Raw genomic sequence first — 25,608 nt, forward strand, 5'->3', positions numbered from 1 at the left:
ATGCCAGCCTTTGAGTATCAGGCGCAGGACGCCAACGGACGCAAATGCCGCGGGTCACAAGAAGCCGACAGCGCGCGTCATGCCCGTCAGCTTTTACGCGAACGGGGCTTGCGTCTGACCCACCTGAGTGCGCCTAAAAAAGGCCGTGGCCAGGGCCACCATGCCCAGTCGGGGACGCGGCTGGGCGTCACCGATCTGGCCTTGCTGACACGCCAGCTGTCGACCTTGATTCATGCCGGTTTACCCCTGGAGGAAGCATTGGGTGCCGTCGCGGCACAAAGTGAAAAGCGGCGAGTCAGTCAATTGTTAGCGGCTGTGCGCAGCCGGGTGATCGAAGGTCATGCGCTGGCAACGTCACTGACGGCGTTCCCCAAAGCCTTTCCCGAACTCTTTCGCGCCACGGTTGCCGCCGGGGAGCGCAGTGGCCATTTGGGCCATGTGCTGGAGCAACTGGCCGACTACACCGAGGCCCGGCATGCCTCGCGGCAAAAGATTCAGCTGGCCTTGGTGTATCCGCTGATTCTGTTGGTGGCTTCGTTCTCGATTGTCGGTTTTCTGCTCGGGTACGTCGTGCCCGACGTGGTCAAAATATTTATCAACAGCGGCCAGCCGCTGCCTGCATTAACCCAAGCCATGATCGCCGTCAGCAGCGGCTTGCGCAGCCACGGCGGGTGGCTGCTGGTTCTGCTGTTCGCGGCCGTGCTGGCGGCGCGATGGGGCTTGCGCCAGCCTCGTCTGAAACTGCGCTGGCATGTACTGCTGCTTAACCTGCCGCTGGTGGGCGGGGTGCTGCGCGCGATGGAAGCCGCGCGGTTTGCCAGCACCCTGTCGATTCTGGGCAAAAGCGCCGTACCGCTGGTAGACGCGCTGGAAATCTCGGCCACGGTGATTGCCAACCTGGCCATTCGCCAACGCATGCTTGACGTCGCCCGTTCTGTCCGCGAAGGCGGCACCCTGGCCCGAGGGCTGGAACGCAGTGGTGATATCCCGCCCATGATGCTGCACCTGATCGCCAGCGGTGAACGCGCCGGTGAGCTGGACAGCATGCTGGGGCGGGCGGCCGAACAGCAGGAAAAAACCCTCGCAGCGCGCATCGCACTGGTGGTGAGTTTGTTTGAACCCGTCATGTTGGTGCTGATGGGTGGCGTGGTGTTGTTGATCGTCATGGCCATCCTGCTGCCCATTCTTAGCCTCAATCAACTGGTGAATTGACCGATGAAAACCTCTGCAAAATACGCCCAGCGCGGTTTCACGCTGATCGAAATCATGGTGGTCGTGGTGATTATTGGCGTGCTCGGCGCCATTGTCGTGCCACAGTTCATGAGCCGCCCCGACCAAGCCAAAGTCACGGCGGCGAAGACTGATATTCAAGCCATATCAACCGCCCTTGAGATGTACCGTCTCGACACCTTCAGTTACCCCTCGACCCAGCAGGGGCTCGAAGCGCTGATAAAGCAGCCGTCGGGCACGCCGGTGGCTAAAAACTGGAACCCTCAGGGCTATCTCAAAAGCATGCCGAAAGACCCGTGGGGCATGCCTTATCAATACCTGAACCCAGGGACTCACTCCACGAGCTATGACCTGTTTTCCTTGGGTTCCGATGGCGCACCCGGTGGCGAAGCACATGCCGCTGATATCGGTAACTGGGAGTAAAAGGGCATGCGGCAGGCATCGTCGGGTTTTACCTTGGTCGAACTGATGGTGGTCATTGTGCTGATTGGCGTACTGGCCTCGATGGTGCATATCAGTCTGGGCGACAACAACGCCCGCAATGCCCGTCAAGAAGCGGATGTGTTACTGAGTTTGATGCACGGGTTACGCGAGAAGGCCGTGCTTGATGGTCAGGAATATGGCCTGCGGATAGAACCGGGGGCTTACCAACTGATGCGCTTTGAGCGTGACCGCTGGCAGGCGGTGGACACGCGAGTGCCACTGCCGTTTGGTCTGGTGCTGGGTTTAACCCTGGACGGCCAGACGCAGCCCCTCGTGCCCTTGGCTGACATGCCGCAATTGTTGTGGTTGAGCAGTGATGAAAGCACCGCCTTCAGTCTGCACTTTGACAGCCCGCCGCAGCGCTGGCGCAGCATTGTCAGCGACGGCTTCGGTGACCCTGAAATTGAAATACCTGAGTCAGCCAATGAAGGCTGAGAAGGGCTTTACCTTATTGGAAATCATGATTGCTCTGGCGATCTTTGCCACGCTGGCTGCGGCCGTCATGTCGGCCAGTCAGTATGTGCTGGGGCAAAGTGCGCGTGTCGAGGCCCGGCTATTGGCCGCCTGGCTGGCCGACAATCACCTGAGTGAACTTGAGCTGCAAACCGCGCCGTTGGTCACAGGGCAGCGCACCCTTAACGTCACCTACGCGCAGCGTGACTGGCGCGTGCACCAACGCATTGTGTCCGAGTCCGGCACCGGTTTGATGCGGGTCGAACTGAACGTCAGCCCGGCAGGCAGCGATGAGGCCTTGCAGTCTGTGACCCATTGGCTGGCCATCAAACATGACTAAGTCTCAGGCCGGTTTTACCTTACTTGAACTGGTGATCGCCATTGCCATCTTCGCCTTGCTGGGCATTGGTTGTTGGCGCCTGTTTGACAGCGTGGTGCGCGCTGAACGCAGCAGCACGGCACATCAACACGCCCTGCGCAGCGTGCAACGAACCGTCGCCTTGATTGAGCGCGATGTATTGCACGTGCAAACCTCAACCAAAAAACCGGGTCTGACCCTGTCGGCCAATCAACTCTCCCTGCGCCGGGCCAACTGGCGTAACCCGTTGGGGCAGCCGCGCAGTGAATTGCAGGACGTCAGCTATCAACTGGACAACGGTGTGCTCTGGCGCCATAGCCGTGGGTTGGAAGGGGGGGCGATGCAGCAGCAAAAGTTGCTCAGCGATGTGCGCAGTGTTCGCTGGCGGCTGTACGACAGTAAAAACGGCTGGCGCGAGCATTGGCCGAGCCGTAAAGACGCCACCACTGGCGGGCCGAAAGCGCTTGAATTGCAGCTCTCTGTTGGACGCTTTGAGGGTATACGACGTGTGCTGTTACTGCCGGAGGGCGAGTAATGCGGCGCTACCAGCAAGGTATTGCCCTGATCACCGTATTACTGGTCATGAGCCTGGCCCTGCTGGTCACTGCGGGGATGTTGCGCAGCCACCGTTTGGCACTGCACAGCAGCGCCCAGCAGATTCATCAGTTACAGCTTCGCAAGCTGGCGTTTGCCGGTGAAACCTGGGCACTAGAACACCTCAAGACCCAATTGCGCGACCCGGCGGCCAGCGTCGCTTCAGGTCAAGTCTGGGCCAACGGTCAGCCCCGGTTGACGATTGAAAACGGCCTGATTGAAGTTGAAATCGAAGACCTGGCCGCCCGTTTCAACGTTACCGCCTTACTCACCAAAGGCCCTGCCGACAAAGTGCTGACGCAACGCTGGAACCGCCTGCAAGCATTGCTCAAGGTGCCTGAGGTTGAGGCCAGCGCATTACAAGGCTTGAACCTGAGCGACATCAGCCAATTGCGCCAAGTGCCCGGCATTGACGGCCCTTGGCTCACAGCCTTGCAACCGTGGATTGGGCTGTTGCCCAAGGAGGCGGCCCTCAATATCAACACGGCGTCTGCCACCTTGCTTGCCACCCTGGAAGGGGTCACGCCGCACATGGCCCATCAGTTATTCACTGAACGGCCCTTGCAAGGCCACGCCAGTGTTCAGGACTTCACCTTCACCCCGGCGCTGATCGGACTGGGCGTTCAAGCCACAGGCTTGGGCACCACCAGCCGCTGGTTTCGCATCACCACTCATGCGCGCATGGGCCAAAGCCGCTTACGTCTTGAAAGCGATGTGGCCCGCGACCTTAAAACCGATAAGTGGCACCTCTTGCAGCGGCGCTTGTTGGCGCCCAAACACAGCGAATCCCTCGATGAATAGCTGGCTTTATCTCACCGCCCAATGCGTTGCCCAGGGCCCTGAAACGGACGTCGATACGGCTTGCGTGGCGGTCTGGCACGACCCGTCAGCCATAGAAAGCACGTCGTTAAATGAAGCGGCGGCCCGGTTGAAAGACCACGAGGTCAACCTGATTCTGCCGATGGAACTGTGCAGCTGGTTGCTCACAGAGCCTTGGCCGAATAAGCGCCGGCCCGGTACACAAGCGCTGGCCTTCGCTGTGGAAGACCAACTGGCTGATGACCTGGATGAATTGCATATCGCGGTAGGGCAAATGGATGCCCAGCGTCGGTATCCCTTGATGATTACCCACAAACAGCGCTTCACGGAATTGCTGGAGCTCTTGCGTCAGCGCGGGTTGAACATCGTCAGTGTGCAGGTGGACGCTGACCTTCTGCCCATTGAGGCTGCGTGCAAGGCCCAGTGGGGTGGTCGCTGGATTGTCGGCGGGGCCCTTGAAGCCCGTCTGGCGTTATCGGGACCAGCACTTGATCTCGTGGCCGCTCGCTTGCAGGCACCTCTGACTGAGCGCGTCATTGACTGGAGCGCGCCACACAAAGAAGCCATCAACCTGCTGCAGGGCGAGTTTGCACGTCGGTCTCAAGGGTTGCCGTGGCGGCGATTCAGTGCGGCGTTGCTGCTGATGTTTGCCGTCGCACTGGGGTTCACCCACCTGCGCAGCAGCGTGCTTGAACACGAATCAGCCCGGGTGTATGCCCAGAGTGAAGCGCGATTCAAAACCCTGTACCCGGAGCACACCCGCATCGTCGACTTATCCGCGCAGCTCAAGGCATTACAACAACAGGGCGCTCCTGCTCGCAAAGGCCACATGGTTCGGTTGCTGCAACTGACCGAACAGGTGCTGGGCGCCAGCTCTGTCGAAGTGCAACGCATGGAGTGGCGAGCGAATATCGGCTGGGTATTGAACATCACCGCCAGCAGCTTTGCGCAGCTTGAACACGTGCGAGAGCGTGGGGTGCAAAGTGGCATACCGGTCACCGTGGGTAGCGCCAGTCAGCAGGGCGGCCGTGTCCAGGCCATTGTCACCGTGAGGGATGAATCATGAAGGCTCGCCTGCGAGAACGCTGGCTGCAACTGCCACTGCGTGACCGTCAACTGTGCGGCGTTTTGGCGGTTTTTTTGCTGATTGTCGTGAGTGTTTACGGCCTGTGGTTACCGGCTCGGCAACGACTGGAAACGGCGCAGGCGCTCTACTTCAAACGGCTTGCTCAAGCGGGTGAAGTTCAGCAGGCCCGCCCGACGCTGGCGGTTAAAGTGTTTGATCAACCGTTGAGCACGCGCCTGAGTGAAAGTGCAGCCCGTTTGGGGCTGAACGTGCAGCAATTTGACGTCGAGGCCGCCGTCATACGCATTGGCTTGAATGGCGATGCCACTACGGTGCTGGGCTGGTTGCATCGCATCGAACAAGAAGGGGCTCAATTTGAAAGCTTGAGCCTGGAAAAACAGGACTCAAGCTTGCAGGTACAACTGCTGATCAACAACCCGGTGTAGAGCCTTACGCTTTTGTGGCATTGCCCGGCAGTACTGGCAGCCGGGCCAAATGCAGCGACACCAGCAGCGCAATCACCAGCAACGCGCCAATAAACAGGCCGATGCCGTTCCAGCCGCCGATGTGCCAAAACACGCCGCCCAACGTGCCGGCAATACTCGACCCGGCGTAATAGCTGAACAGGTACAGCGACGATGCCTGGCCTTTGGCCTTCGTGGCACGGCGCCCGATCCAGCTGCTGGCCACCGAGTGGGCGCCGAAGAAGCCGAAGGTGAACAGCAGCATGCCGATGATCACACATGCGATGGGCGTGAGCATCGTCAGGGCGACACCGGCCAGCATCAGCACAATCACCGCCCACAGCACCCGGCGACGGCCCAGCTTGTCCGCCAGGGCACCAATTTTAGCCGAGCTGTAAATGCCTGACAGATAGACAATCGACAGCATCCCCACCATGGCTTGATTCATGTTGTACGGGTCCGCCAGCAGGCGATAACCAATGTAGTTGAACAGCGTCACAAAGCTGCCCATCAACAAGAACCCTTCCAGAAACAACCACGGCAGGCCGGCGTCGCGAAAGTGCATGGTAAAGCCATCAAGCAGGCTGCGCGGGTTCATGGCCCGTGGACGAAAATTGCGCGACTCCGGCAGGATCTTCATAAACACCAGTGTGGCCACCAGCGCCAGCCCGCCAATCACCAGCATTGCCGTGTGCCAGCTGACAAAGTCGATCAACACGCCGCTGATCAGGCGCCCGCTCATGCCACCAATCGCGTTGCCGCCGATGTACAGCCCCATCGCCAGCCCGATGTGTTGCGGGTGAATTTCTTCGCTCAAATAGGTCATGGCCACCGCCGCCAGCCCGCTCAGCGACAACCCCACCAGCGCGCGGGTGATCAATACCCCTTCCCAGCTGGGCATGAGCGCACTCAATACTGTAAATAGACCGGCTGAAAACAGCGCAAACACCATCACCGGCTTGCGCCCGAAAGCATCGGAAATCGGCCCGGTGATCAACAAACCAATGGCCAGCATGGCGGTGGCCACCGACAAAATCAGACTGCTTTGTGCTGCATTGATCCCGTATTCATGGGACAGCATCGGCATCATCGGTTGCACGCAGTACAGCAAAGCAAAGGTCGCAAACCCGCCCGAGAACAGCGCCAGCACCGTGCGCATAAACATCGGCGTGCCTTTCTCGATAAACACATCATTGAGTTGAGCGACAACATCATCCAGCCGCGCAGGCGGGACTTCGTGGGCGAGTGGAGCAACAGCAGTTTTCACGGGGGACCTCTGGAAAAGCGAAAAGCCGAACGGCAATGACAAAAGAATATAGGTGGCTAACGATTCTTTCCAATATATTATTCGACCTGTTTGATAGCTTTTACGACTTAATGAGGTGTGCATGGAACTGCGTCATTTACGCTACTTCATCGCAGTGGCCGAAGAATTGCATTTTGGCCGGGCTGCGCAGGTACTGGGCATTTCCCAGCCGCCGCTCAGCCAGCAAATACAGGCGCTGGAGCAGGAGTTGGGGGCGCGCTTGTTTGACCGCACCAACCGACGGGTGGCGCTCAGTGAGGCCGGACGGCTGTTTCTGGAAGAAGCGCGTCAGGTGCTGGCTCAGGTCGACAAAGCAGCGGATGTGGCGCGCCGGGCGCAGTTGGGGGAATTGGGCGAACTGAAGATTGGTTTCACCTCGTCGGCCCCCTTTAACTCCAGCATTCCCCAGGCCATTTTTGCGTTTCGTCAGGCCTTCCCGGCGGTGCACCTGAACCTCAAGGAAATGAGTAGCCGCGACGTGGCGCAAGGGTTGGTGGATGAGTCCATCGAAGTGGGCATCATGCGTCCGCTGGCCTTACCGGACTCGTTGGTGGCCGTGGAGCTGTTCCGTGAGCCGTTGGTGGCGGTGATTCGTGCTGATCACCCGTTGGCTGAGGGCAGTGAGATGGGGTTACAGCTGGCGGCGTTGGCGGACGAACCCTTTGTGTTCTTTGCGCGCAGCTACGGCAGCGGTTTGTATGCGCAATTACTCAGCCTGGCTCGGCAGGCGGGGTTCAGTCCGCATTTTTCACAGGAGGCGGGGGAGGCCATGACCATTATTGGTCTGGTGTCGGCGGGTTTGGGCGTGTCGGTGTTGCCAGCGTCTTTTCAGCACATGCGCATCAAAGGGGTGGTTTACCGGCCGTTGCTGGATGCAGATGCGAACACGGCGGTGTGGCAGGTGCAACGCAGGGGGGCCAGCTCACCGATGGCGAGTGCGTTTGCGCAGTTGTTGCGGCGCAAGACGTTGCAGCCCTCACCCTAACCCTCTCCCAGAGGGAGAGGGGACTTGATCGGGGTGTTGCTTTTAGTCCCCTCTCCCTTTGGGAGAGGGCTAGGGTGAGGGTCGTGTGGGTCACCCGGTCATCAACTTATCCACAGACACTTTCACCTGAGCAATCAGATGCACCACGGCCAACGCCACATCGCGGTTGAGTCCTTGCAGGTTATCGGCCGATGCATACGCGGTCGCGAGGGCGCACCGCAGCAGTTCATGGGTGTGTTCGAGGGTTTGATCGTAGTCGGGTGTGAGCGTCATGGTGTGATTTTCCATATCAATTAGGAGCATTCACCATTTGCTTGCACACAAAGAGGGTGGCAGCTGTACGCGGGTGTGCAAGACCGAGGATATAGAACTCGGCAGACTCGAAAGTCTCCCCCGCACAGCCGCCATAAGGCGGGCTGACGTTGCTGCACTATATCGATCGAACTTGCACGTCCGGTCAACCATGGGGGATGACGCATCGAAGGCTAGTGATCGAAAGAGGCAGGCGCAAGGCCAAAGGATTCTCTAGGAATCGTCCTGCAAAGGAAAGGGAGCGCGCCCTCAGGCATTGTTACCAAGTGATAAGCATGACATTTAAAGCATAAGCGGATTTGCGCAGCGCCTCCGATCAAGTCCCCTCTCCCTTTGGGAGAGGGCTAGGGTGAGGGTCGTGCGGATCCCCCGGTCATCAACTTATCCACAGACACTTTCACCTGTGAATGAGGCGCCGAAAGGCGCCTTTGTCGTTTCTGAGGTAACAGGTTTTGCTCAATTCACCTTCGCCAGGTTCCCTTTCAGTGCCACCCCGGCAATCACAGCGCCTGCATGGCATTCGTAGGTTTTCGGATCTTTGCGTTCATTCTTTTTGTAGTAACTGGCGATGTCAGTGACAGCATTTGCACCGACGTTTTTCGCCGCTTGATGCAGTGTGATCAACGCTGACTGCAACGCCCAAGAGCAGGCTTGATAATCGGTTTTGTTAAAGGCATTGGTTTTTTTGTTGGTCACCACCCCCGGTGTGACGACGCTGGCTTTGCCCGCTGGCGTGTTGCCCGCCAAATAAAATTTGACGCTGCCATCGATCTTGCCGGTGCTGATGGCTTCGGTCACAACCTGATCAAAGGGCAAAAATAGCGTTGTGTCGCGCGCCTGGCTAATGGCGGGCAGGGTGCCCAGTAGCAATGCGGTGGCCGTTGCCAGAGTCTTGAGTTGCATGGGTGTCTCCTTGACGTTGGGGAGGAACAGCGTTGTTGGGGGTATTCGGTCAATCACGACCAGCGACGGAAGATCAACGACGTGTTGACCCCGCCAAAGGCAAAGTTGTTGTTCATCACGTAATCGTTGTGCATCACTCTGAACTCGCCGCGCAAGTAGTCCAGTTCGCCACAGCGCGGGTCGATTTCGTCGAGGTTGAGCGTGTGCACATAACGGTCGCGGTTCATCATTTCGATGCTGAACCACGATTCCAGCGCACCACATGCACCAAGGGTGTGGCCCAGAAAGCTCTTCTGGGAACTGATGGGCATGTCTTTGCCAAACAGCTCACTGGTGGCCAGTGTCTCGGCAATGTCGCCTTGTTCGGTCGCCGTACCGTGGCCGTTTACATAGCCGATGGCCTGCGGGCCAATGCCCGCGTCTTCCAGCGCCAGCTCCATGGCCCGGCGCATGGTGCTGACCTCGGGGCGGGTGGTGTGCTGGCCGTCGGCGTTGCTGCCAAAGCCGACGATTTCGGCGTGGATGTGCGCACCCCGTGCCCGTGCATGTTCCAGTTCTTCAAGCACTAACATGCCGCCGCCTTCACCAATCACCAGACCGTCACGGCCCAGGTCATAGGGGCGTGGGCTGGTGTGCGGAGCGTCGTTTTTAAGGCTGGTGGCGTAGAGCGCGTCAAACACCATCGCTTCGGTGGGGCACAGTTCTTCCGCACCGCCGGCCAGCATCAGGGGTAAACGCCCGAATTTGATAGCCTCGTACGCGTAACCAATGCCCTGGCTGCCGCTGGTGCAAGCGCTGGAGGTGGGGATCAATCGCCCGGTCAGGCCAAAAAAGATGCTGATATTGGCGGCGGTGGTGTGCGGCATCATGCGCACGTAACTGTTGGCGTTAAGGCCATCGGCCACCGAGTTAAGCAGCATATTGCCAAAGGCTTTGATTTCGTCGGTGCTGCCCGTGGACGAACCGCAGGCCACGCCCATGCGGCCATCGCGGATGATCGGGTTGCCGAGCAAGCCGGCATCCTGCAAGGCTTGCTCGGCGGCGCCCACGGCCAGCCTCGACACCCGGCCCATGCTGCGCAGTTGCTTGCGGGTCCAGTGTTTGGGCACGACGAAATCATCAATCGGGCCGGCCAGTCGCGTGTTGAGTTCAGTGAAGCGATCCCACTCGTCCATGCGCCGGATGCCGCTGCGCCCTGCCACACAGTGCGCTTCGATGCTGGCCCAGTCACTGCCCAGCGAGGTAATGCCGGCCATGCCGGTGACGACAACGCGCTTCATCAACACAGCCCTCCATTGACGGCCAGTACTTGGCGGGTGATGTAGCCCGCTTCTGCAGACATTAAAAAGTTAACGGCCCCGGCGACTTCTTCAGGGGTGCCCATGCGTTGGGCCGGGATCATTTTCATCAGGTCGTCTATGGGGACGTTTTCGTCGAGCATCGCGGTGTCGATCAACCCCGGCGCGACGCAGTTGACGGTGATTTTGCGTTTGCCCAGTTCGATGGCCAAGGCTTTCGCTGCGCCGATCAAGCCCGCTTTGGACGCGCTGTAATTCACCTGGCCGCGATTACCGATCAATCCCGAGACCGAGGTGATGCACACGATGCGCCCGGCGGCGCGACGCCGAATCATCGGCATCATCACCGGGTGCAGCACGTTGTAAAAACCGTCGAGGTTGGTGCGCATCACCACGTCCCAGTCGTCTTCGCTCAGCGCCGGGAAGGCGCCGTCGCGGGTCAGTCCGGCATTGAGCACCACGCCGTAATAAGCGCCGTGCTGTTCTACGTCGGCCTCAAGAATGGCTTTGCATTCGTCGCGCTGCGACACATCGAACTGCAAGACACGGGCATTGCGACCCAAGGCGTGAACCTCGGCCATGACCGCGTCGGCTTCGCGGCGGCCACTGCGGCAATGCAGCACCAGATCAAAACCGGCCTGTGCCAGGCGCAAAGCGATAGCGCGGCCAATGCCACGGCTGGAGCCTGTGACCAAAATGGACTCAGTCATGGCGGGTCTCCTCGGTTGTTTGAGTCAGGTACTGTGCGGGCTGAGGCGGGCGGAACACGTTCAGGCGGGCGCTGGCATGGATGCCGGGGCCGGTAAGGTGACACTCGAACACGCCCATGCCGTTGTCGTCTTCGAGCGAGCGCTGCGCATGGATACGCAACTCTGCACCCAGTGGGAAGTGTTCGACGTTGCATTCAAATTTGCGGGTCCCGAGCAAAAACCCCAGTACCACTTCATTGCCTTGCGCGCGAGCATGGCAACCCGCAAAGGCGGCAACACTTTGGGCCATCAGTTCGACGCCCACCCAAGCGGGCAGGCTGCCGTCTTCGCGGTTGAAAAGACCACCGTTTTGCACAGTGAGGCGGGTTTCAATCTGTTCTTCATCAAACGCCAGCACTTGATCGATAAGGATCATGTCGCCAGCGTGGGGCAGCAGTTCGGCGAGCGGCCAATCCGTCATGGAGCGTCTCCAATAATCAGGCTGACGTTATTGCCGCCGAAGGCAAACGAGTTGCTCATCAGGCAGCGTTGGGGCGTGGCGGCGAGGGTTTGGCCGGGTATGACCCACTGCAACGCAGGTAAGGCCGGGTCGGGCTGGCCATCCCACAGGTGCGGTGCCAGTGCATTGCCATGGGTCAGGCTCAGCCAGCAAAACGCCGCTTCCAGAGCACCGGCCGCACCTAGGGTGTGGCCGGTCATGGGCTTGGTCGATGAGCACGGTACGCCCAGAGGGAATACCTGCGCGACCGCGTGGCTTTCCATCGCATCGTTGTGCTGGGTGGCGGTGCCGTGCAGGTTCAGGTAACCGATGTTTGCGGGCTGTAAACCGGCCCGTTTCAAGGCTTTGTGCATGGCTTGAGCCGCGCCGCGTCCGCTGGGTTCAGGGGCGGAAATGTGGTGGGCATCGCTGCTGGCACCTGCCCCGAGCAGGGCGATGGTCTGAGTGCCCGCCGGGTGTTTGCTCATGATGAACAACGCCGCCGCTTCGCCGATATTGATGCCCTGGCGGTTAACCGAAAACGGTTTGCAGCGTTCATCGCTCACCGCATCCAGTGCGCTAAACCCGTTGAGTGTCAGCCCGCACAAGCTGTCCACGCCGCCGCACAGCACCGCGTCGCACAGGTTCAGGTCGAGCAGGCGTTGAGCACTCATCAGTGCGCGGGCGCTGGAGGTGCAGGCGGTGGAAATCACATAGGCGGGGCCGCCAATGTTAAGCCAGTCCGCGAGAAAGGTGGCCGGAGCGCTGAGTTCTTGCTGTTGATAATCGTAGTCGGCCGGAAACTGCTGGGCCTGCAAGTAATGAGCAATACCGCGGCTGGCTTCATCAATGCCCGAGGTGCTGGTGCCCAGGACAACGGCGATACGTGCACGGCCGTAGCGCTCAATGGCGTGGTCGATGTCGCCGCGTATCTGCAAGGCGGCTTCGAGCAGTAACTGATTATTGCGGCTTTTTTGTTGATGGAGTTCAGTCGGGATTGCCGCCAGATCGCCTTGGACGGCGCCGACGGTGAGCGAGCGGTCGGGCACCCAACCGCTTTCGCGCCGCATGCCCGAGCAGTCGCCGGCAAACAGTCTGCGCGCCACTTCGTCTGGGCCACGTCCGAGTGAGCACACGACCCCCAGGCTATTCAGATAGGCGGTCATGGCGTCACCTCCAGAGGGCTGACGCGATAGTGCAGGTCGCCCTTCATATCAATGCGAAAGACCGACGGCTGCTGGTACTGCACCTGCCAGCGCTGCGCCAGAAAGCGCAGGTCTGCTTCGGCGTTGGCCTGTGGATAATTGGCCTTTAGCTGTTCCTGCGGCGTCAGCGCAAACAACAACGCGGCAAATAACTCGCGCGCTTCAGGGTTGGGCGGTAACAGGCCGTCGGCGTGCCAGCGACCGTCTTGCAGTACTTGGCGCGCCAGCGGGATGCCCAGCGGGTCCATCAACGACCAGCGCAGCCCGGCGTCTTGTTGTTGAATCACCAGTAACCAGTCCTGGCGCTCGTCCGCCTGTTCGCGCTGGATATGCAATTGCATCGGTAGCGCCAGTGTGGGCGTGTGCTTGGGCAAGGGCAGGCTGGCGCAGCCGCTGAGCAAGGCAACTATAAAGAGCCCTAACACAGCACGAAATCGGTAGCCGCTGCCGCCAGGCTGCGATAAGGCCCGCAGGGCCTTCAGAACAACAGGCCTGCTGCGCACGCCATCGCAGCCTGCGGCAGCGGCTACAGGCGTTGTATTCATCATTGCGGTAGGCCATTTAAAGGTTTGCGCGCCACGACGTTGACCAGCGTTTCTTCGCGCTGGCCGACCGGTTTAGGCTTGTACAGGCCTGTGCGTTCCAGCAGGCCGAAATCTTTGGAGCGGCTCCACCACAGGTAGGGGTACGAGACGTTCTGCGCCTCAAATTCAAAGCCTTGGTCGCGGATCATTTCCAGGTACTGCGCTGCGCTTTTCTGCACGTGCATGGGGTGGCGGAACAACCAGCGAATCACCCAGGTGTCGATATAGGCTTCGGTGGATTCGGCAAACAGCAAATAGCCGCCCGGCTTGAGCACGCGATAGAACTCGGCCAGCGCCCTGTCCTGTTGCACCAGGTGGTGGAAGGTCTGGTGGCAGAACAGGAGGTCAACGCTGGCGTCCGGTACGTGCAGTTCAGCACAATCGCTGCCGATCAGTTCAACCTCTATGCCTTGGCGCTGAGCCTCTTCGCGACTCATGTGCAGGCTCAGCGGGTCGGCATCCAGACCGATCAAGCGCGCCGGGGCGAAGGTTTTTTGCAGGTACTGGAACGATTTTCCCTGACCACAACCCGCATCGAGAATCACCGGCGCGTTTGGCAGCGGCTGACTGAACAGGCTGCGCAAATCGTTAATGGCCACGCGCAGAACGTGGTGTTGCCAGGTGTGGCTACGTAAAAACCAAAAGCCGAAACGGGTTTCTTCAACGTAGGTGTCGCTCAGAGGTTTCATGCGGTCTCCGTGGCGCAGATGTCCGAGAGCATGCGCAAACGGCGCTTGGGTTCGCTGACAAAGGGATTGTTTTGATCCCAGGCATACCCGGCCAGTATCGAGCTGATCATGCGGCGAATCTGCGGCGAGCTGCCCGGGTGGAAAATAACGTCCTGAAAGGTGCCGGCGTACCAGCCTTCAACGTAACAGCGGAAGGTATCGACCCCGCGCTTGAGCGGTTCGGCGAACTCGGTGTGCCAGTCCACTGCTTCGCCTTGCAGTTGGCGGTGCAGCACGCCCGCCGCCATGCTGGCCGAGCGCATAGCGATGGTCACGCCCGAGGAGAACACCGGGTCGAGAAACTCGGCGGCATTGCCCAGCAGGGCAAAACCCGGGCCGTGCAGAGTTTTGACGTTGGCCGAGTAGCCGCCAATGGTGCGCGCAGGCGTGTCCCACACCGCATTGGCTAACACCCGCTGCAAGCTGGGGGTCTCGTCGATAAAACTGCGCAGGCAGTCGTCGAGGTATTCGCTGCGGCCGACGTAGTGTTCTGCCGCCGCTACCACACCGACCGAGGTGCGACCGTTACTGAACGGGATGCTCCAGAACCAGATGTCGCGTTGGGTCGGGTGAGTGGTCACGAGGATCTTGTTGCGATCAAAGTTCGGGCAGTCGATGCGGTCTTCGACGTGGGTGAATACGGCTTGGCGCATCGGGAAATTGGAGGGCGCCTCAAGGTCCAGCAAACGCGGCAATACGCGACCGTAACCGCTGGCATCCAGCATGAAATCCGCTTCAATTTCATAGCGGCTGCCATCTTCACGTTGAATCTGAATCAGCGGTTTGGCACCGTCGACCTGTGCGCTGATCACGCTTTCGCCGTAGCGAATTTCAACCCCTTGCATGGCCGCCTGATCGGCCAACAACTTATCGAAGTCGGCGCGCTGCACTTGAAAGGTGGTGGGCTTGCCGTGGCTGAACGTGTCACCAAAATCGAAGGTGCTGTACTGCTCGCCCCATGCGAATGCCGCGCCGTTTTTAAGTTGGAAACCGGCTGCCTGCACCGCCTCCAGCATGCCGGCTTCTTCGACGAAATCGAGGCAATGGGACAACAGGCTTTCGCCAATCGAAAAGCGCGGGAAGTGCTGGCGCTCAATGACCAGCACATCGTGGCCGTTACGTTTGAGCAAGGCCGAGGCGATGGCGCCCGACGGCCCGGCACCAATGACGACAACCTGACGGCGTTGCAATTCTATTCCTGACACAGGCGCTCCTTGCCGGGGACTACGGCAGACTTCAAAGGGGGTTTATTCATGCCCGCCAGCGCCGGTAACAGCGTGGCTATCAGGCTCATCAGCATCAGCGCGACGTACAACGCAGGGCTGATCAGGTGTTGTTGCAACAGCAGATTGAGGAAGACGATCTCACTCAACCCGCGAATGTTCAGTAACAAGCTTTCACGCCATCGGCTGGCCCCGGCAAACGACGGTGTGGCCCAGGTCAAGCCGAGCCAGTTGCCCAGCAACTTGCTGGCCATCGGCAGCACCACCAGCGCGACGATTTGCAGCAGGCTTATCTCGCTCAGGGCGCTGTGAACATTGATCTGCACAATGCCGAAGGCGAGGATTAACGGGATCGCCAGCGTGGTCTGCAAACGCTCACGCCACTCGGCCTTTAACGGCATCACCAGCGGGACCTGAAGCCAGGCCATGCAGACCAGATAGCCGACACCGAAAATCAGCGCATTGAGGCGGTAATGTTCGGCCACCACCAGCAGCGCGAAAAAACTCAGGCTGTAGCACAGCGGGTGACGAATGCGCAGGGCGCGCATCAGCAGCGGCAGCACGGCCCCGGCCAGCGGCAGCAGCACGCTGTTGAGGTCCAGACTGCCTTGGGCCAGGCCGAACAGGCTCCAGCAGGTCAGGTCGATCACAATCGCACTTTGCACCAGGCGCCGGGTGGCAGCCGGCGGATAATCGATATGGCGCAGGTACAGGTACAGCACCGGGATGGCCGTAATCGCAAACACCAGCCCGACGGCCAGCGAGCTGAGCCAGGGTTGCTCTGGCAGCACCCAGACCGCGCAGGCCAGTCCGCAGGTGAAGGGCACGGCAAAGCTGGGCAGGGCAATTTTCAGGCTCTCACGATCCAGTCGCAGGTCGATCACGTCGCTTAAAATCGTGCCCAGTAGCAGGGCGAAACTCAGGCCGTACAGGCCTTTGAGCCAGACCGGTGCCACCAGTTGTGCGCCGCTGAGTTGCCAGTGCGGCTCGATCCAGAACAGCATCAACAACGGCAAACCGATAGACGCCAGCAACAGCTGGCTGACAATCGGGATCAGGCCAACGCGCCGGCCTACGTGGGTTGCCACGGCAAACAGGGCCATGATCAGCAGCCAGAACAAGACGGTCAGCATGCGGTGTGGGCCTGTTTACCGGCCCACGGGGCGAGGATAAAACTGAACGCCAGGCCCAGACTCACTGACAACCCGAAGTTGCTCACGGCGGGTGTACTCGACACCGCCAGCAAGCCAAACGAGAGCCAAGTGGTCAACGCGGCCAGCAAGGTGCCCAGCAAACTGACGGCTGCGCCGCCGATTTGCTCGCGCATCAAGATCGCGTAATCGACGCTGATTGCCGTGACCAGCAACAAGCCGAACAGGCTGAACAATGTCAGTGGCTGACCCAGCCAACCCAGGCTGGCAAGGCTGCACAAGGCGGCCAGCAACGGTAATGCCACGATGCGCAACGCACCGCCGAAGCCGAACGGGGCAATCAACAGCACCACGATCAGTGCGCACGACAACAGTTTCAACTCAGCGGCGCTGATTTGCGTTGCCGCAAAGACCTTGTTCAAGTCGCCCAAGCGGTCCACCAGCGTAACGCCGGGCAAGTCCTGCGCCTGCGCGCGTAACAGGCTGGCGTCATTCAAGCCTTGCAGGCTGACCATGGCGGCTACGCCTTCGGGGTTTTTGCCCAGCCAAAGCGCTCGCCAGGGTTCGGCCAAGGGGCCTTTCAAAGCGTCGTCGATTGATTGATCGGGCAAGGCTAGCAATTGCGTCAGCTCGTTTTGCAAAGCGCTTTCAGGCACCCCCACGGCTAACAGCGGCTGCCAGTGTTGAGGCAGCGCGTTGAGTGCGGCGCGCAGTTGTTGTTGCTCGCCGGGCTGGCTGACTAACTGGTTCAGGGCCAAAAAGCCCTGCAACTTGCCTGTGCCGATTAACTGTTCAAGGCGCTGGCTCAGGGCGCTTTGGCGCTCCAGCAACTGTTGCTCATTGTCAGCGCGCACCAGAAAGAACTGGCTGGTGGGTTGATAGCCGGTGATGCGCGCAATGGCTTGGGCTTCGTTCATCAGCTGCGGTGGTGCGCCGACCCATTGGCGGATGTCATTTTTGCTGGTCAGTTGCCATACACCGGCGGCGCAAAAGATGAGCAATAGGGCCAGCAATGCAGGCGTCGGGACTTTATTCAGCAGTGCCTGACGCACCTCAAGCAGGCGTTGGGCGACCTTCAAAGGCCATTGCGCTGGACGCAATTGAACACCGTTGAGCAGCGCGGGCAACAGGCACACCGCGCTCAAGTAAGCCCCGATCAGCCCGGCTGCGGAGAAAATGGCGATTTGGGTCAGGGCCGGAAACGGGGTGAAGGCCAACGCCAGATAGCCGATGCAACTGGTGGCCAGGCTCAGGCTCAGACCGGGCAGGGTCTGGCGCAACGCCGGCCAACTGCGCCACGGTTTCAGGCTCCAGCTTTTGGACAGGTAATGCAGCGGGTAATCCACCGCGACGCCAATCAGGCTGGAGCCCAGCACCAGCGTCATGACGTGCATGCGGCCAAACAACGCGACACAGGCGACAGCGCCAAACAGCATGCCCACCAGTACCGGAACAAAGGCCAGCAGCACGCGCCAGCGGCGAAAGGCCAGCAGCAACAGCAGCAGAATGCCCACGGTGGCGCCGCCGCCCACCCAGGTGATTTCGCGGGTGGCTTGTTGCTGCCCGCTGGCGGCGTACAGCAGGCCGCTGGCGGCGAGTAACTGCACGTCATTTTGAGCCACCTGCTCGCGGCTTTGCTCAAGCAGGTCGGCAACCCGCAGCGGCAGCTTCATATCGAACGCATTGCCTTGAGTGCGGGCGCGCACTAGCACCCAGTGTTTGCCGTCCGCTTCAGCGATCAAGGCGCCGCTGCCAACATCCAGTTGCACCGCGCCGCGTTGCGGCTGGCTGTTTTGAATGCGCCCGGTCAGGCCCAGCCAATCGTCCTGACTCGGCACCAGACTGAACCCGGTGAAGGGATCGAACAGGGCTTGCACCCGCTGCTGGATAAAGGCGTCGGGGTGTTCGATCAGCTGGGTGCGATGGGCGCTCGAGAGCATGGCCAAACGCCCGCGCAGCAATTGTTCGCGCAGGGCGGGCAAGTCGGCTTGCAGGTTCCACTGGACCTTTTCAAACAGGCCGCTGGCTTGCCATTGCTCGCCCAGTTGTTGCGCGGTGGCGATGGCCTGTTGGCGATCCGCGCTGCCCACCAGCACCAGCATTTCTCGGTTCAGGGGTTCTTGCATACGCTCTTCAGCGCTGAGCTCCAGTGCGTCAGGCGAGTCGCCCGGCACCAGCTCCATCAAGTTGGCGGACAGCGGTGCACCGTGGCGCCATTGCCAGCCGGCCAGCGCCATTACGGCCAGCAGCAGAATGATAAAAGCCCGTGGCAGCCAGCGTTCACTGCGCAAAATCGTGTTGCTCCGCGTCGCTCAAGGGGGTGTTGCTGACGCTGTTTTGCAGTCTGAGCAGGGTGCTGTCCCCTTGGGTTTCTTGCAGTTCGATGCGTTGAACCAGCTCGCCGCCTTCGATGTTGATCTGGTTGAAGACTTGCTTGAGCAGCAAGGACCGAGGGGTCAGGGTGAGCGTCCAACGGGTGGGTTCACCTTGCAGTTGCAGGTCGAAATCCCGTTGCAGGCCGCTGCTGTCGCCTTGTAACACGGCGAGGAATAAACGGTTTTGTTCGGCTCCGGCACTTTTGCCGGGGAGCATTTGCCACTGCGTGCCGTTGCGTCGGGCAATGCCTTGGGCAGTGATGCGGTAATCCTGTTGCAGCGGGGTTTTCAGTCGCCAGAGCAGCCCGTGGTCTTTGGCCAGGACAAAGGTGCCGGTGCTGGTGAGCGGTTTGGGCAAGGCACGCAGGTGTTTTTCCTGAATGAAATCGCCGTGGATGACGTGGGGTTTGGCCAATTGTTCGCTGAGCTGTTGCAGGTCGAAGGCGTGGGCCAGGGGGGGGAACGCCAGCAGTGCGGTGAACAGGGCTGCGAGACGTGTGCGGGCTTTACCCTCACCCCAACCCTCTCCCAGAGGGAGAGGGGGCTGAATGGTTGAGTTCTTGAGTGCGCCGCGCTCAGTCCCCTCTCCCTCTGGGAGAGGGCTAGGGTGAGGGGCTTTTGATCTGGAAAAAGCACTCATGACAGCACCCGTTCAACAGCCCGAACAAAACACGCAGGCGAGACCAATTGCATCTCGCGGCTGGCAATCTCGACCGCCACTTGCACCGTGACCGCACGAGTCAAACGCTCACCCGTGACCGCATCCGTAATCAGGTAATTAATCTTCAAGCGGTTCTCCCACTCCACCAGACTGGCGCGCACGTTGATGCGCTGGCCAAAGGTGGCCCCACGCACATAGCGCAATTGCATGTCGATCACTGGCCACGCATAACCGGCTTCAAGCATGTGGGTGTAGTGATGGCCGATGTGGTCGAGCAGCGCGCAACGCGCCACTTCAAGGTATTTGACGTAATGCCCGTGCCAGACCACGTGCATCGTGTCGATGTCGAAAAACGGCACCAACACTTCGGTATCAACGTGCATGACGCCTTTACTACGCATGCAGCCTCCAGTGTTGTTGGGCGATGCGGCTCAGGCACAGACGCAGTTCAACGTCCAGCGCCCGGTCTTCCACCACGGGCGGGAAGTCTTTGGCCAGTTCGGCGTGCATCTGCGCCAGCGCAGGCGGCAGCGGGCGGGCGTCTTCGGTGCGACTGCGCAGCCACACGCCTTGGTTGGCGGCCAGCAAGGCCGCGGCGGCCACTTGTTCGGTCAACTCCAGCACGCGGATCGCATCACGGGCGGCGATGGTGCCCATGCTCACTTTGTCCTGGTTGTGGCACTCGGTAGAGCGCGAGAACACGCTGGCCGGCATGGTGTTTTTCAGCGCCTCGGCGGTCCAGGCGCTGGTGCCAATTTGCACGGCTTTAAACCCGTGGTTGAGCATCGCACGCTCGGCGCTGGCACCCGACAGGTTACTCGCCAGGCCGTGGTTGTAACGCACGTCCACCAGCAGGGCGAGTTGGCGATCCAGCAGGTCCGCGACGTTGGCCACCAAGGTCTTCAGGCTGTCCATCGCAAAGGCGATATGGCCCCCGTAAAAGTGCCCGCCATGCAGCACGCGCTCTTCTTCGGCGTCGATGATCGGGTTGTCGTTGGCGCTGTTGAGTTCGATCTCGATAAACCCGCGCAGCCAGTTCAGGCTGTCGGCCAACACACCCAATACGTGGGGCGCGCAGCGCAACGAGTAACGGTCTTGCAGGCGATGCAGGGGAGCGGCCGGAGCGTCGATGGCCAGATCCTGACGCAGCCAGGCGGCCACCTGCATTTGCCCCGGATGCGGCTTGGCCGCGAACAGGCGCTCGTCGAAATGCTCGGGGTTGCCTTGCAGCGCCACGACGTTGAGCGCGGTGATGCGGGTGGCGAGTTTGAGCAGGTAGTCGGCGCGGGCGTACGCCAGGCAGGCGAGGCCGGTCATCACAGCGGTGCCGTTCATCAGCGCCAGCGCTTCCTTGGGCCTGAGTACCAGCGGCGTCCAACCCAGCTCGCGGTGCACGTCTGCCGAGCTGCGGCGCTCACCGTTAAACAACACCTCGCGTTCGCCAGACAAAGTCGCGGCCACGTACGACAACGGCGTCAGGTCGCCGCTGGCGCCGACCGAGCCTTCTTCGGGAATCAACGGCAGCACGTCGTGGGCAATAAAGGCGTGCAGGCGCTCCAGCAACTCGATACGCACGCCCGACACGCCGTGGCACAGCGACTGCAAGCGCGCAGCCAGTACCGCACGGGTGGCCTGGGCATCCAGCAACTTGCCTAACCCGCAGCCGTGGAACGTATACAGATGACGCGGCAAGGCTTCGACGTGCTCCAAGGGCACCGCCACCACGCACGAGTCGCCGTACCCCGTGGTCACGCCGTAGATCACGCCTTCTTTATCCAGCAACGAGTCGAGAAAGCGCGCGCCCTTGGCAATGCGCTCGCGGTATTCGGCGTCGTCTTGCAGACGGGTCGGTGCTTGACGATTGGCCAGCGCCAGCACGTCTTCAATGCGCAGCGGGGGTTGGCCGAAGGTTACTGGCTCATGCGGATGCGTCGTCATCGGTCTTCCAGAAAGGGTAAAAGTTAAACCATTGTTGCGGCGCTTCAAGGCAGTAATGCCCGAGCCGTTCGGCGTAGCGGCCAGCCCAATGGGTGATGACCTGATCGCGGTCGCTGCGCCGCCACATGACGGCCTCTGCGAAGGGTTCGAGGATGACTCGGTAACGACCTTCGCGTTTCAGACAAAACAACAGATTGACCGGGCACTTGAGTAACCCGGCCAACAACCACGGGCCTTGTGGAAAAGCAGCTGGCTGGCCGAGAAAATCGACCCGCACCTGACGCCCGCCTTGCAGGGGCACGCGGTCGCCGGCAATCGCCAGCCACTCACCGTTTTCCAGGCGCTGGTTGAGTTGCAGCATGACCGCGGGGTTGAGCTCGCTGACTTGAATCAGCCGTAAGTGGCTGGCCCCGGCTTCGCCCAGCAGGCGATTGAATTGCTCGGCGTGTTTGGTGTGTACCAGCACGTTCATAGTGACTTTTTCGCCCAGCTCGGCGAGGGCGCGGCACACCTCAAGATTGCCCAGATGAGCACCCACCAGCATTTGTCCACGCTCAGCGCGTAATTGAGTGCGCAGCAGGGCCGGGTCGATGATGTCGATGTCTTCGATCTTGAGACGGCCATTCCACACGTCGAGCTTGTCCAGTAAGGCATCGGCAAAGGCCATGAACTGGCCGAATACCCGGCGTCGGGTCGGGCGCAGGGCGCTTTGCCCGCTCCAGTCGGCCAGCCGCTGCTGGTACTGCCCAATGCTGCGCCGGGCACGGCCACCGAAAACAAAGAAGTACAGCACGATGCCGTACAGCACTGGGCTGAGCAGGCGGCGGCCGAGTAATTTGACGCCGAATGCAGTGAGTTGCATCAGACGCAAACTGCCGCGTTCCTTGTGATCGGCCCAATGGTGTCGGGGTTCGCTCATGCCTGCCAGCGCCTCCAGAGGATGGCGGGCAGGCGCACCAACATGCCGAAAAACAGCCGGGTGTGCATGCTGCTGATCAGCGCGTTGTCATGCACCAGACGAAAGTGCGAAAGACCGTCCTGCGGGTAATGAACACGGGTCGGCAGCCAGCGCATGGGCTGGTTGCGCCAGGTCAGTCGCACCAGAATTTCGGGGTCGAAATCCATGCGTTTGCCCAGCTTGACCGAGTTGATCAGCACCAGCGTCGGCGCAAGCGGGTACACGCGAAAGCCGCACATGGAGTCGGGAATCTGCAATGACAGGCTGTTAATCCACACCCACACGTGGGTCAGGTAGCGGGCATATAAACGACCTTTGGGCACGCTGGCGTCGTACTGCGGATAGCCGCACACCAGCGCCTCGGGGTTGAGGCGCGAAACCTGGATAAAGGAGGCCACGTCGCGCAAATCGTGTTGACCGTCGGCGTCGACTTGCAGCGCGTGGGTAAAGCCCAGGCGCGAGGCTTCGCGCAGCCCGGCCATGACCGCGCCGCCCTTGCCCTGATTGACGGCCAGACGGATGAGGTGAATGTTTTCGCCCTGAGCCAACTGTGCGAGGACCACTGCGCAGGCGGGGCTGCTGGCGTCGTCCACCAACACGCAAGGCAAGCCTGCGGCGAGCAGCGCATCGACCACGGCCGGCACAGCCGTTTCATGGTTGTACACCGGGATGACGGCGCAAGGGTTATGCATGAGAAGACACCATGTCAACCTCTTGTAGCCGCTGCCGAAGGCTGCGTTTGGGGGCGTAGCCGCCGTAATGTTCGGCACCTCGGTTTGTCAGGAAACTCGTGCAAGCCGTTTTACGATTGCTTCGCAACCGGACGCAGCCTTCGGCAGCTGCTACGGGTAGGTGGTGTGTGTTATCCACGGGCTGCCTCCAGCACGATACGACCGCTGGCGCACGCCGCCGTGGCGTTGCGATAAGCGAAGTGCAACTTGCTGCGCTCGCGGTCAAAGCGCAGGGTCAGTTCAATGGCGTCGCCGGGCCGTACCAGTTGCTGAAACTTAAGCACTTCCATCCCGCCAAAACGCGGCGGCAGGTCGAGCAACTGCTGGCCCAGAGCTATTGCCCAGTCCACTTGCACCACGCCCGGCAACACTGGGGTTTTGGGGAAGTGGCCACTGAAATAGGCCAGATCCGGCGGGATCGACAGGTTGAGTGTCCACTGGCCCTCGTCTTCACGCTGGCTCATCACTTCGGGCTGCTTGGGTCGTGGTGCGAGCAATAAGGCATCGACCTGCGCCTGAGGCAGTTTGCCTTGGCTGTTAAGCGGTAAAGAGCGCAGCAAGCGCCAGCGACGTGGCAAGGCCAAGGCTTCGCAGTGTTCGCTCAAATGCTGGCGCAAGGTTTCAGTCAGCGCCCGGCGGCCGTGCTCGCGCAAGGCAAACAGACCGCTGTCACTGAGCACGAGCAGCGCGCCCAGCGATGCACGGTTTTCATGGACAACGCCCAATCGGGCTTCTGCCACCCATGCGTGGTTGACCAACGCGAGTTCGAGCATCGGCAGAGAGATGCGTTTTTCTTCCAGTTTGACGATTCGGTCAAGGCGCCCGAGTAACTCAAAGCGCCCGTCAGCCTCAATACGGGCAGCATCTGCTGTGAGTTCGACATGACCGACAGGCAAATAGGCTGAGGCGATACGCAGGGCGCCGTCTTCGCTTTGGCTCAGCTGCACATCGGCAAACGGCTGCCACAGGTTGTGCCCCTGGCGCCAGGCAATGCCACCGGTTTCGGAGCTGCCGAAAATTTCGGTCGGCCATTGCCCTAAACGTGTGTGTAAAGCCTGTGCCGCCTCGGGAGGCAACGCGCCGCCGGAGGAGAACACGCGTTGCACGGCACTCAACGCCGACCAGTCGAGGTTATCGGTCATGCGCTTGAGCATCGCTGGGCTGGCGACCCACGCAAATGAAGGGTGATCGCGGCTGACGCGCTGCATGTCTTCGGGAAAGGCCAGTTGTTTGCGCACAAAGCTGCGGCCCGCACACAGCGGCCACAACACGCGGAACAACAACCCGTATATATGCTGCGCCCCCACGCTGGCGATGAGGCAGGCAGAACCCAGTTCGGCACCCCACAACTGTTCCAATGCTTGAACTTCATTGGCCATCTGGCGCAGGGTTTTGTCGATGCGCTTGGGCTCACCGCTGGAGCCGGACGTACACAGGCTCAGTTGGCAGCTGTCCAGATCCAGCGCTGCGCCGCACAGGGGCGCTTCGTACAGCGCCTCCAGTTCAACCGTTGACGTTATCCACAGGTCAACCTGCGTGTCCCAGCGTTGGCGGGTTTGTGCTTGCAGGTCGGCGGGCAATAACACGCTGACACCGGCTCGCCAGGCGCCCAGCAAGGCAATCGCCAGCTCGGCGGCGTCATCCAGGTGGACGGCCACCTTTTTTACGTTGCGCCGATGCAGGCCGCCCGCCAGACACAGAGCCTGTTCGCACAGTTGGTTGTGATCCAGTGCCGGATCAAAGGTCACGGGGCGATTTGCGTGCCCCTTCAGCACCAGCTGCTCAAGTTCTATCCAATTCATGCCCGGCCTCTTACTTGTTGCCGTATCAGCCATTCAATGGCAAACAACAGCCCCATCAACCCGTAGGCGAGCAGGCCGTTGTACAGCGTCCACCAACTCAACGGCGCCCATAAGGTCAAACTGGCCGCGACCAGCCCGTTGAGCAGGAAAAACAGGCACCAGACTTTGGTCACCTGCCGCGTATAAACAATCGCGATGTCGGGCAGCACCGGCTCGCGCAAGCGTGCCAGGCGCTCGATGATCGGCGGGCCTAAACGCAGGCTCAGGCCGAACAGACACAGCATGAACCCGCTGATCAGCACCGGGTACCAACGCAGCAACGCTGGGCTGTTGAACACCGCCAATAGCCCGCAAAACACCAGCGCGACCACTGCCATCCACAGGCCACCGGGGCGTCGCTCGCCCGTCAGGGCGCGGGCCAGCCACAGGCCGCCAAGCAGCAGGGCGAACTGCCACGGCGCAAAATGGGCCATGCCGAAATACACCGCAAAGGGGTACAGCACGCCGGCCAATAACAGGCCAAGGCTGATCAGTCCGCTCATTCGACCGGATGAACCAGACGGTAGACCGCCTCAACCACATCGTTCACGGTACGCACTGACTTGAATTCCTCAGCAGCGATTTTCTTGCCGGTTTTACGTTTGATATGGTCGATCAGGTCGACGGCGTCGATGCTGTCGATTTCAAGATCTTGATACAGATTGGCGTCCAGGGTGACGCGCTCGGGTTCCAGCTCGAAGAGCTCGACCAGTGCAGTACGCAGGGTGTTGAAAATGTCGTCACGGGTTTGCAT

29 protein-coding genes are annotated in these 25,608 nt (G+C 60.5%); 9 read left to right on the forward strand and 20 right to left on the reverse strand.

What is annotated here, in order from left to right; translation table 11 throughout:
* The 8 genes from gspF to gspM are packed head-to-tail and all read left to right on the forward strand — an operon-like array spanning nucleotide 1 to nucleotide 5,449.
* The gene (gene gspF, locus ACI7MX_RS03720; protein ID WP_405585002.1) at nucleotides 1-1,212 is read left to right on the forward strand and encodes a type II secretion system inner membrane protein GspF; all 1,212 of its coding nucleotides are present in this window, start codon (nucleotides 1-3) and stop codon (nucleotides 1,210-1,212) included.
* 3 nt (nucleotides 1,213-1,215) lie between these two features.
* Nucleotides 1,216-1,653 (forward strand): type II secretion system major pseudopilin GspG, encoded by a 438-nt coding sequence (gspG, locus tag ACI7MX_RS03725; RefSeq protein WP_314483696.1) that lies wholly within the window; start codon nucleotides 1,216-1,218, stop codon nucleotides 1,651-1,653.
* Between the two features lie 6 nt (nucleotides 1,654-1,659).
* Nucleotides 1,660-2,148 carry a type II secretion system minor pseudopilin GspH gene (gene gspH / locus ACI7MX_RS03730; RefSeq protein WP_314483699.1) on the forward strand — a complete coding sequence of 163 codons (489 nt, stop codon included), beginning with the start codon at nucleotides 1,660-1,662 and terminating at the stop codon, nucleotides 2,146-2,148.
* Nucleotides 2,138-2,506: a type II secretion system minor pseudopilin GspI gene (gene gspI, locus ACI7MX_RS03735; protein WP_314483701.1), complete on the forward strand. Its 369-nt coding sequence runs from the start codon at nucleotides 2,138-2,140 to the stop codon at nucleotides 2,504-2,506. Before gspH ends, gspI begins: the two co-directional genes overlap by 11 nt.
* Nucleotides 2,499-3,059, forward strand: coding sequence for a type II secretion system minor pseudopilin GspJ (gene gspJ / locus ACI7MX_RS03740; protein ID WP_405585007.1), 561 nt, complete (start codon nucleotides 2,499-2,501; stop codon nucleotides 3,057-3,059). Before gspI ends, gspJ begins: the two co-directional genes overlap by 8 nt.
* Nucleotides 3,059-3,919: a type II secretion system protein GspK gene (locus tag ACI7MX_RS03745; RefSeq protein ID WP_405585010.1), complete on the forward strand. Its 861-nt coding sequence runs from the start codon at nucleotides 3,059-3,061 to the stop codon at nucleotides 3,917-3,919. The genes gspJ and ACI7MX_RS03745 overlap by 1 nt, the downstream gene beginning before the upstream one ends.
* Entirely contained in the window at nucleotides 3,912-5,003 is a 1,092-nt protein-coding gene (gspL, locus tag ACI7MX_RS03750; protein ID WP_405585013.1) for a type II secretion system protein GspL, read from the forward strand. Before ACI7MX_RS03745 ends, gspL begins: the two co-directional genes overlap by 8 nt.
* Nucleotides 5,000-5,449, forward strand: coding sequence for a type II secretion system protein GspM (gene gspM / locus ACI7MX_RS03755; RefSeq protein ID WP_314483709.1), 450 nt, complete (start codon nucleotides 5,000-5,002; stop codon nucleotides 5,447-5,449). The genes gspL and gspM overlap by 4 nt, the downstream gene beginning before the upstream one ends.
* Nucleotides 5,450-5,453: 4 nt before the next feature.
* Here gspM and ACI7MX_RS03760 read toward each other — a convergent pair whose 3' ends face one another.
* Nucleotides 5,454-6,632, reverse strand: coding sequence for an MFS transporter (locus ACI7MX_RS03760; RefSeq protein ID WP_405585348.1), 1,179 nt, complete (start codon nucleotides 6,630-6,632; stop codon nucleotides 5,454-5,456).
* Nucleotides 6,633-6,855: 223 nt separating this feature from the next.
* On the opposite strand from ACI7MX_RS03760, the gene ACI7MX_RS03765 reads away from it, so the two are divergent.
* Nucleotides 6,856-7,758: a LysR family transcriptional regulator gene (locus ACI7MX_RS03765; RefSeq protein WP_405585017.1), complete on the forward strand. Its 903-nt coding sequence runs from the start codon at nucleotides 6,856-6,858 to the stop codon at nucleotides 7,756-7,758.
* Nucleotides 7,759-7,848: 90 nt separating this feature from the next.
* On the opposite strand, the gene ACI7MX_RS03770 is transcribed toward ACI7MX_RS03765, so the two are convergent.
* From ACI7MX_RS03770 to ACI7MX_RS03860, 19 genes are all read right to left on the reverse strand, one after another.
* A complete protein-coding gene (locus ACI7MX_RS03770) occupies nucleotides 7,849-8,031 on the reverse strand; it encodes a DUF6124 family protein (protein ID WP_405585020.1) in 183 nt (60 codons plus the stop codon).
* Nucleotides 8,032-8,526: 495 nt separating this feature from the next.
* Complete coding sequence (locus ACI7MX_RS03775; protein ID WP_314483714.1) at nucleotides 8,527-8,973, reverse strand: excinuclease; 447 nt, start codon at nucleotides 8,971-8,973, stop codon at nucleotides 8,527-8,529.
* A 53-nt stretch (nucleotides 8,974-9,026) separates the two neighbouring features.
* A complete protein-coding gene (locus tag ACI7MX_RS03780) occupies nucleotides 9,027-10,253 on the reverse strand; it encodes a beta-ketoacyl-ACP synthase (protein ID WP_314483716.1) in 1,227 nt (408 codons plus the stop codon).
* Nucleotides 10,253-10,981 carry a 3-oxoacyl-ACP reductase FabG gene (fabG, locus tag ACI7MX_RS03785; RefSeq protein ID WP_314483717.1) on the reverse strand — a complete coding sequence of 243 codons (729 nt, stop codon included), beginning with the start codon at nucleotides 10,979-10,981 and terminating at the stop codon, nucleotides 10,253-10,255. The genes ACI7MX_RS03780 and fabG overlap by 1 nt, the downstream gene beginning before the upstream one ends.
* Nucleotides 10,974-11,441, reverse strand: coding sequence for a hotdog family protein (locus ACI7MX_RS03790; protein WP_314483719.1), 468 nt, complete (start codon nucleotides 11,439-11,441; stop codon nucleotides 10,974-10,976). The genes fabG and ACI7MX_RS03790 overlap by 8 nt, the downstream gene beginning before the upstream one ends.
* On the reverse strand, nucleotides 11,438-12,625 hold the full coding sequence (locus ACI7MX_RS03795; RefSeq protein ID WP_405585026.1) for a beta-ketoacyl-[acyl-carrier-protein] synthase family protein: 1,188 nt from the start codon (nucleotides 12,623-12,625) through the stop codon (nucleotides 11,438-11,440). The genes ACI7MX_RS03790 and ACI7MX_RS03795 overlap by 4 nt, the downstream gene beginning before the upstream one ends.
* Nucleotides 12,622-13,212 (reverse strand): DUF3261 domain-containing protein, encoded by a 591-nt coding sequence (locus tag ACI7MX_RS03800; RefSeq protein ID WP_405585029.1) that lies wholly within the window; start codon nucleotides 13,210-13,212, stop codon nucleotides 12,622-12,624. Before ACI7MX_RS03800 ends, ACI7MX_RS03795 begins: the two co-directional genes overlap by 4 nt.
* Nucleotides 13,209-13,937 (reverse strand): class I SAM-dependent methyltransferase, encoded by a 729-nt coding sequence (locus ACI7MX_RS03805; RefSeq protein ID WP_314483725.1) that lies wholly within the window; start codon nucleotides 13,935-13,937, stop codon nucleotides 13,209-13,211. Before ACI7MX_RS03805 ends, ACI7MX_RS03800 begins: the two co-directional genes overlap by 4 nt.
* Nucleotides 13,934-15,166 (reverse strand): NAD(P)/FAD-dependent oxidoreductase, encoded by a 1,233-nt coding sequence (locus tag ACI7MX_RS03810; RefSeq protein ID WP_405585351.1) that lies wholly within the window; start codon nucleotides 15,164-15,166, stop codon nucleotides 13,934-13,936. Before ACI7MX_RS03810 ends, ACI7MX_RS03805 begins: the two co-directional genes overlap by 4 nt.
* A 2-nt stretch (nucleotides 15,167-15,168) precedes the next feature.
* Complete coding sequence (locus ACI7MX_RS03815; RefSeq protein ID WP_405585032.1) at nucleotides 15,169-16,332, reverse strand: sodium:proton antiporter; 1,164 nt, start codon at nucleotides 16,330-16,332, stop codon at nucleotides 15,169-15,171.
* A complete protein-coding gene (locus ACI7MX_RS03820) occupies nucleotides 16,326-18,641 on the reverse strand; it encodes an MMPL family transporter (RefSeq protein WP_405585035.1) in 2,316 nt (771 codons plus the stop codon). Before ACI7MX_RS03820 ends, ACI7MX_RS03815 begins: the two co-directional genes overlap by 7 nt.
* Nucleotides 18,631-19,365 carry an outer membrane lipoprotein carrier protein LolA gene (locus tag ACI7MX_RS03825; RefSeq protein WP_405585038.1) on the reverse strand — a complete coding sequence of 245 codons (735 nt, stop codon included), beginning with the start codon at nucleotides 19,363-19,365 and terminating at the stop codon, nucleotides 18,631-18,633. The genes ACI7MX_RS03820 and ACI7MX_RS03825 overlap by 11 nt, the downstream gene beginning before the upstream one ends.
* Nucleotides 19,362-19,787, reverse strand: coding sequence for an acyl-CoA thioesterase (locus ACI7MX_RS03830; protein ID WP_405585041.1), 426 nt, complete (start codon nucleotides 19,785-19,787; stop codon nucleotides 19,362-19,364). Before ACI7MX_RS03830 ends, ACI7MX_RS03825 begins: the two co-directional genes overlap by 4 nt.
* Entirely contained in the window at nucleotides 19,780-21,324 is a 1,545-nt protein-coding gene (locus tag ACI7MX_RS03835) for an aromatic amino acid ammonia-lyase (RefSeq protein ID WP_314483738.1), read from the reverse strand. The genes ACI7MX_RS03830 and ACI7MX_RS03835 overlap by 8 nt, the downstream gene beginning before the upstream one ends.
* Complete coding sequence (locus ACI7MX_RS03840; RefSeq protein ID WP_405585044.1) at nucleotides 21,305-22,243, reverse strand: glycosyl transferase; 939 nt, start codon at nucleotides 22,241-22,243, stop codon at nucleotides 21,305-21,307. The genes ACI7MX_RS03835 and ACI7MX_RS03840 overlap by 20 nt, the downstream gene beginning before the upstream one ends.
* Nucleotides 22,240-22,974: a glycosyltransferase family 2 protein gene (locus ACI7MX_RS03845; RefSeq protein ID WP_405585047.1), complete on the reverse strand. Its 735-nt coding sequence runs from the start codon at nucleotides 22,972-22,974 to the stop codon at nucleotides 22,240-22,242. The genes ACI7MX_RS03840 and ACI7MX_RS03845 overlap by 4 nt, the downstream gene beginning before the upstream one ends.
* Nucleotides 22,975-23,144: 170 nt before the next feature.
* Nucleotides 23,145-24,815, reverse strand: a complete 1,671-nt coding sequence (locus ACI7MX_RS03850) for an AMP-binding protein (protein ID WP_405585050.1) — start codon at nucleotides 24,813-24,815, stop codon at nucleotides 23,145-23,147.
* Nucleotides 24,812-25,357, reverse strand: coding sequence for a hypothetical protein (locus ACI7MX_RS03855; protein WP_405585053.1), 546 nt, complete (start codon nucleotides 25,355-25,357; stop codon nucleotides 24,812-24,814). Before ACI7MX_RS03855 ends, ACI7MX_RS03850 begins: the two co-directional genes overlap by 4 nt.
* Nucleotides 25,354-25,608 carry an acyl carrier protein gene (locus ACI7MX_RS03860; RefSeq protein WP_122785156.1) on the reverse strand — a complete coding sequence of 85 codons (255 nt, stop codon included), beginning with the start codon at nucleotides 25,606-25,608 and terminating at the stop codon, nucleotides 25,354-25,356. Before ACI7MX_RS03860 ends, ACI7MX_RS03855 begins: the two co-directional genes overlap by 4 nt.

The sequence above is a fragment of the Pseudomonas sp. 2024-210 genome (assembly GCF_045062345.1).
Taxonomy (GTDB): domain Bacteria; phylum Pseudomonadota; class Gammaproteobacteria; order Pseudomonadales; family Pseudomonadaceae; genus Aquipseudomonas.

Excerpts from the sequence above, each read along its gene's own strand:
- ACI7MX_RS03830 (WP_405585041.1), bottom strand. The coding sequence starts at position 19,787 with ATGCGTAGTAAAGGCGTCATGCACGTTGATACCGAAGTGTTGGTGCCG.
- gspL (WP_405585013.1), top strand. The coding sequence starts at position 3,912 with ATGAATAGCTGGCTTTATCTCACCGCCCAATGCGTTGCCCAGGGCCCT.
- ACI7MX_RS03770 (WP_405585020.1), bottom strand. The coding sequence starts at position 8,031 with ATGACGCTCACACCCGACTACGATCAAACCCTCGAACACACCCATGAA.
- ACI7MX_RS03860 (WP_122785156.1), bottom strand. The coding sequence starts at position 25,608 with ATGCAAACCCGTGACGACATTTTCAACACCCTGCGTACTGCACTGGTC.
- gspM (WP_314483709.1), top strand. The coding sequence starts at position 5,000 with ATGAAGGCTCGCCTGCGAGAACGCTGGCTGCAACTGCCACTGCGTGAC.
- gspG (WP_314483696.1), top strand. The coding sequence starts at position 1,216 with ATGAAAACCTCTGCAAAATACGCCCAGCGCGGTTTCACGCTGATCGAA.
- ACI7MX_RS03840 (WP_405585044.1), bottom strand. The coding sequence starts at position 22,243 with ATGAGCGAACCCCGACACCATTGGGCCGATCACAAGGAACGCGGCAGT.
- ACI7MX_RS03780 (WP_314483716.1), bottom strand. The coding sequence starts at position 10,253 with ATGAAGCGCGTTGTCGTCACCGGCATGGCCGGCATTACCTCGCTGGGC.
- ACI7MX_RS03835 (WP_314483738.1), bottom strand. The coding sequence starts at position 21,324 with ATGACGACGCATCCGCATGAGCCAGTAACCTTCGGCCAACCCCCGCTG.
- ACI7MX_RS03855 (WP_405585053.1), bottom strand. The coding sequence starts at position 25,357 with ATGAGCGGACTGATCAGCCTTGGCCTGTTATTGGCCGGCGTGCTGTAC.
- ACI7MX_RS03850 (WP_405585050.1), bottom strand. The coding sequence starts at position 24,815 with ATGAATTGGATAGAACTTGAGCAGCTGGTGCTGAAGGGGCACGCAAAT.
- ACI7MX_RS03760 (WP_405585348.1), bottom strand. The coding sequence starts at position 6,632 with ATGTTTATGCGCACGGTGCTGGCGCTGTTCTCGGGCGGGTTTGCGACC.
- ACI7MX_RS03795 (WP_405585026.1), bottom strand. The coding sequence starts at position 12,625 with ATGACCGCCTATCTGAATAGCCTGGGGGTCGTGTGCTCACTCGGACGT.
- ACI7MX_RS03790 (WP_314483719.1), bottom strand. The coding sequence starts at position 11,441 with ATGACGGATTGGCCGCTCGCCGAACTGCTGCCCCACGCTGGCGACATG.
- ACI7MX_RS03775 (WP_314483714.1), bottom strand. The coding sequence starts at position 8,973 with ATGCAACTCAAGACTCTGGCAACGGCCACCGCATTGCTACTGGGCACC.
- ACI7MX_RS03825 (WP_405585038.1), bottom strand. The coding sequence starts at position 19,365 with ATGAGTGCTTTTTCCAGATCAAAAGCCCCTCACCCTAGCCCTCTCCCA.
- gspJ (WP_405585007.1), top strand. The coding sequence starts at position 2,499 with ATGACTAAGTCTCAGGCCGGTTTTACCTTACTTGAACTGGTGATCGCC.
- fabG (WP_314483717.1), bottom strand. The coding sequence starts at position 10,981 with ATGACTGAGTCCATTTTGGTCACAGGCTCCAGCCGTGGCATTGGCCGC.
- ACI7MX_RS03765 (WP_405585017.1), top strand. The coding sequence starts at position 6,856 with ATGGAACTGCGTCATTTACGCTACTTCATCGCAGTGGCCGAAGAATTG.
- gspF (WP_405585002.1), top strand. The coding sequence starts at position 1 with ATGCCAGCCTTTGAGTATCAGGCGCAGGACGCCAACGGACGCAAATGC.
- ACI7MX_RS03805 (WP_314483725.1), bottom strand. The coding sequence starts at position 13,937 with ATGAAACCTCTGAGCGACACCTACGTTGAAGAAACCCGTTTCGGCTTT.
- ACI7MX_RS03815 (WP_405585032.1), bottom strand. The coding sequence starts at position 16,332 with ATGCTGACCGTCTTGTTCTGGCTGCTGATCATGGCCCTGTTTGCCGTG.
- ACI7MX_RS03800 (WP_405585029.1), bottom strand. The coding sequence starts at position 13,212 with ATGATGAATACAACGCCTGTAGCCGCTGCCGCAGGCTGCGATGGCGTG.
- gspI (WP_314483701.1), top strand. The coding sequence starts at position 2,138 with ATGAAGGCTGAGAAGGGCTTTACCTTATTGGAAATCATGATTGCTCTG.
- gspH (WP_314483699.1), top strand. The coding sequence starts at position 1,660 with ATGCGGCAGGCATCGTCGGGTTTTACCTTGGTCGAACTGATGGTGGTC.
- ACI7MX_RS03745 (WP_405585010.1), top strand. The coding sequence starts at position 3,059 with ATGCGGCGCTACCAGCAAGGTATTGCCCTGATCACCGTATTACTGGTC.
- ACI7MX_RS03845 (WP_405585047.1), bottom strand. The coding sequence starts at position 22,974 with ATGCATAACCCTTGCGCCGTCATCCCGGTGTACAACCATGAAACGGCT.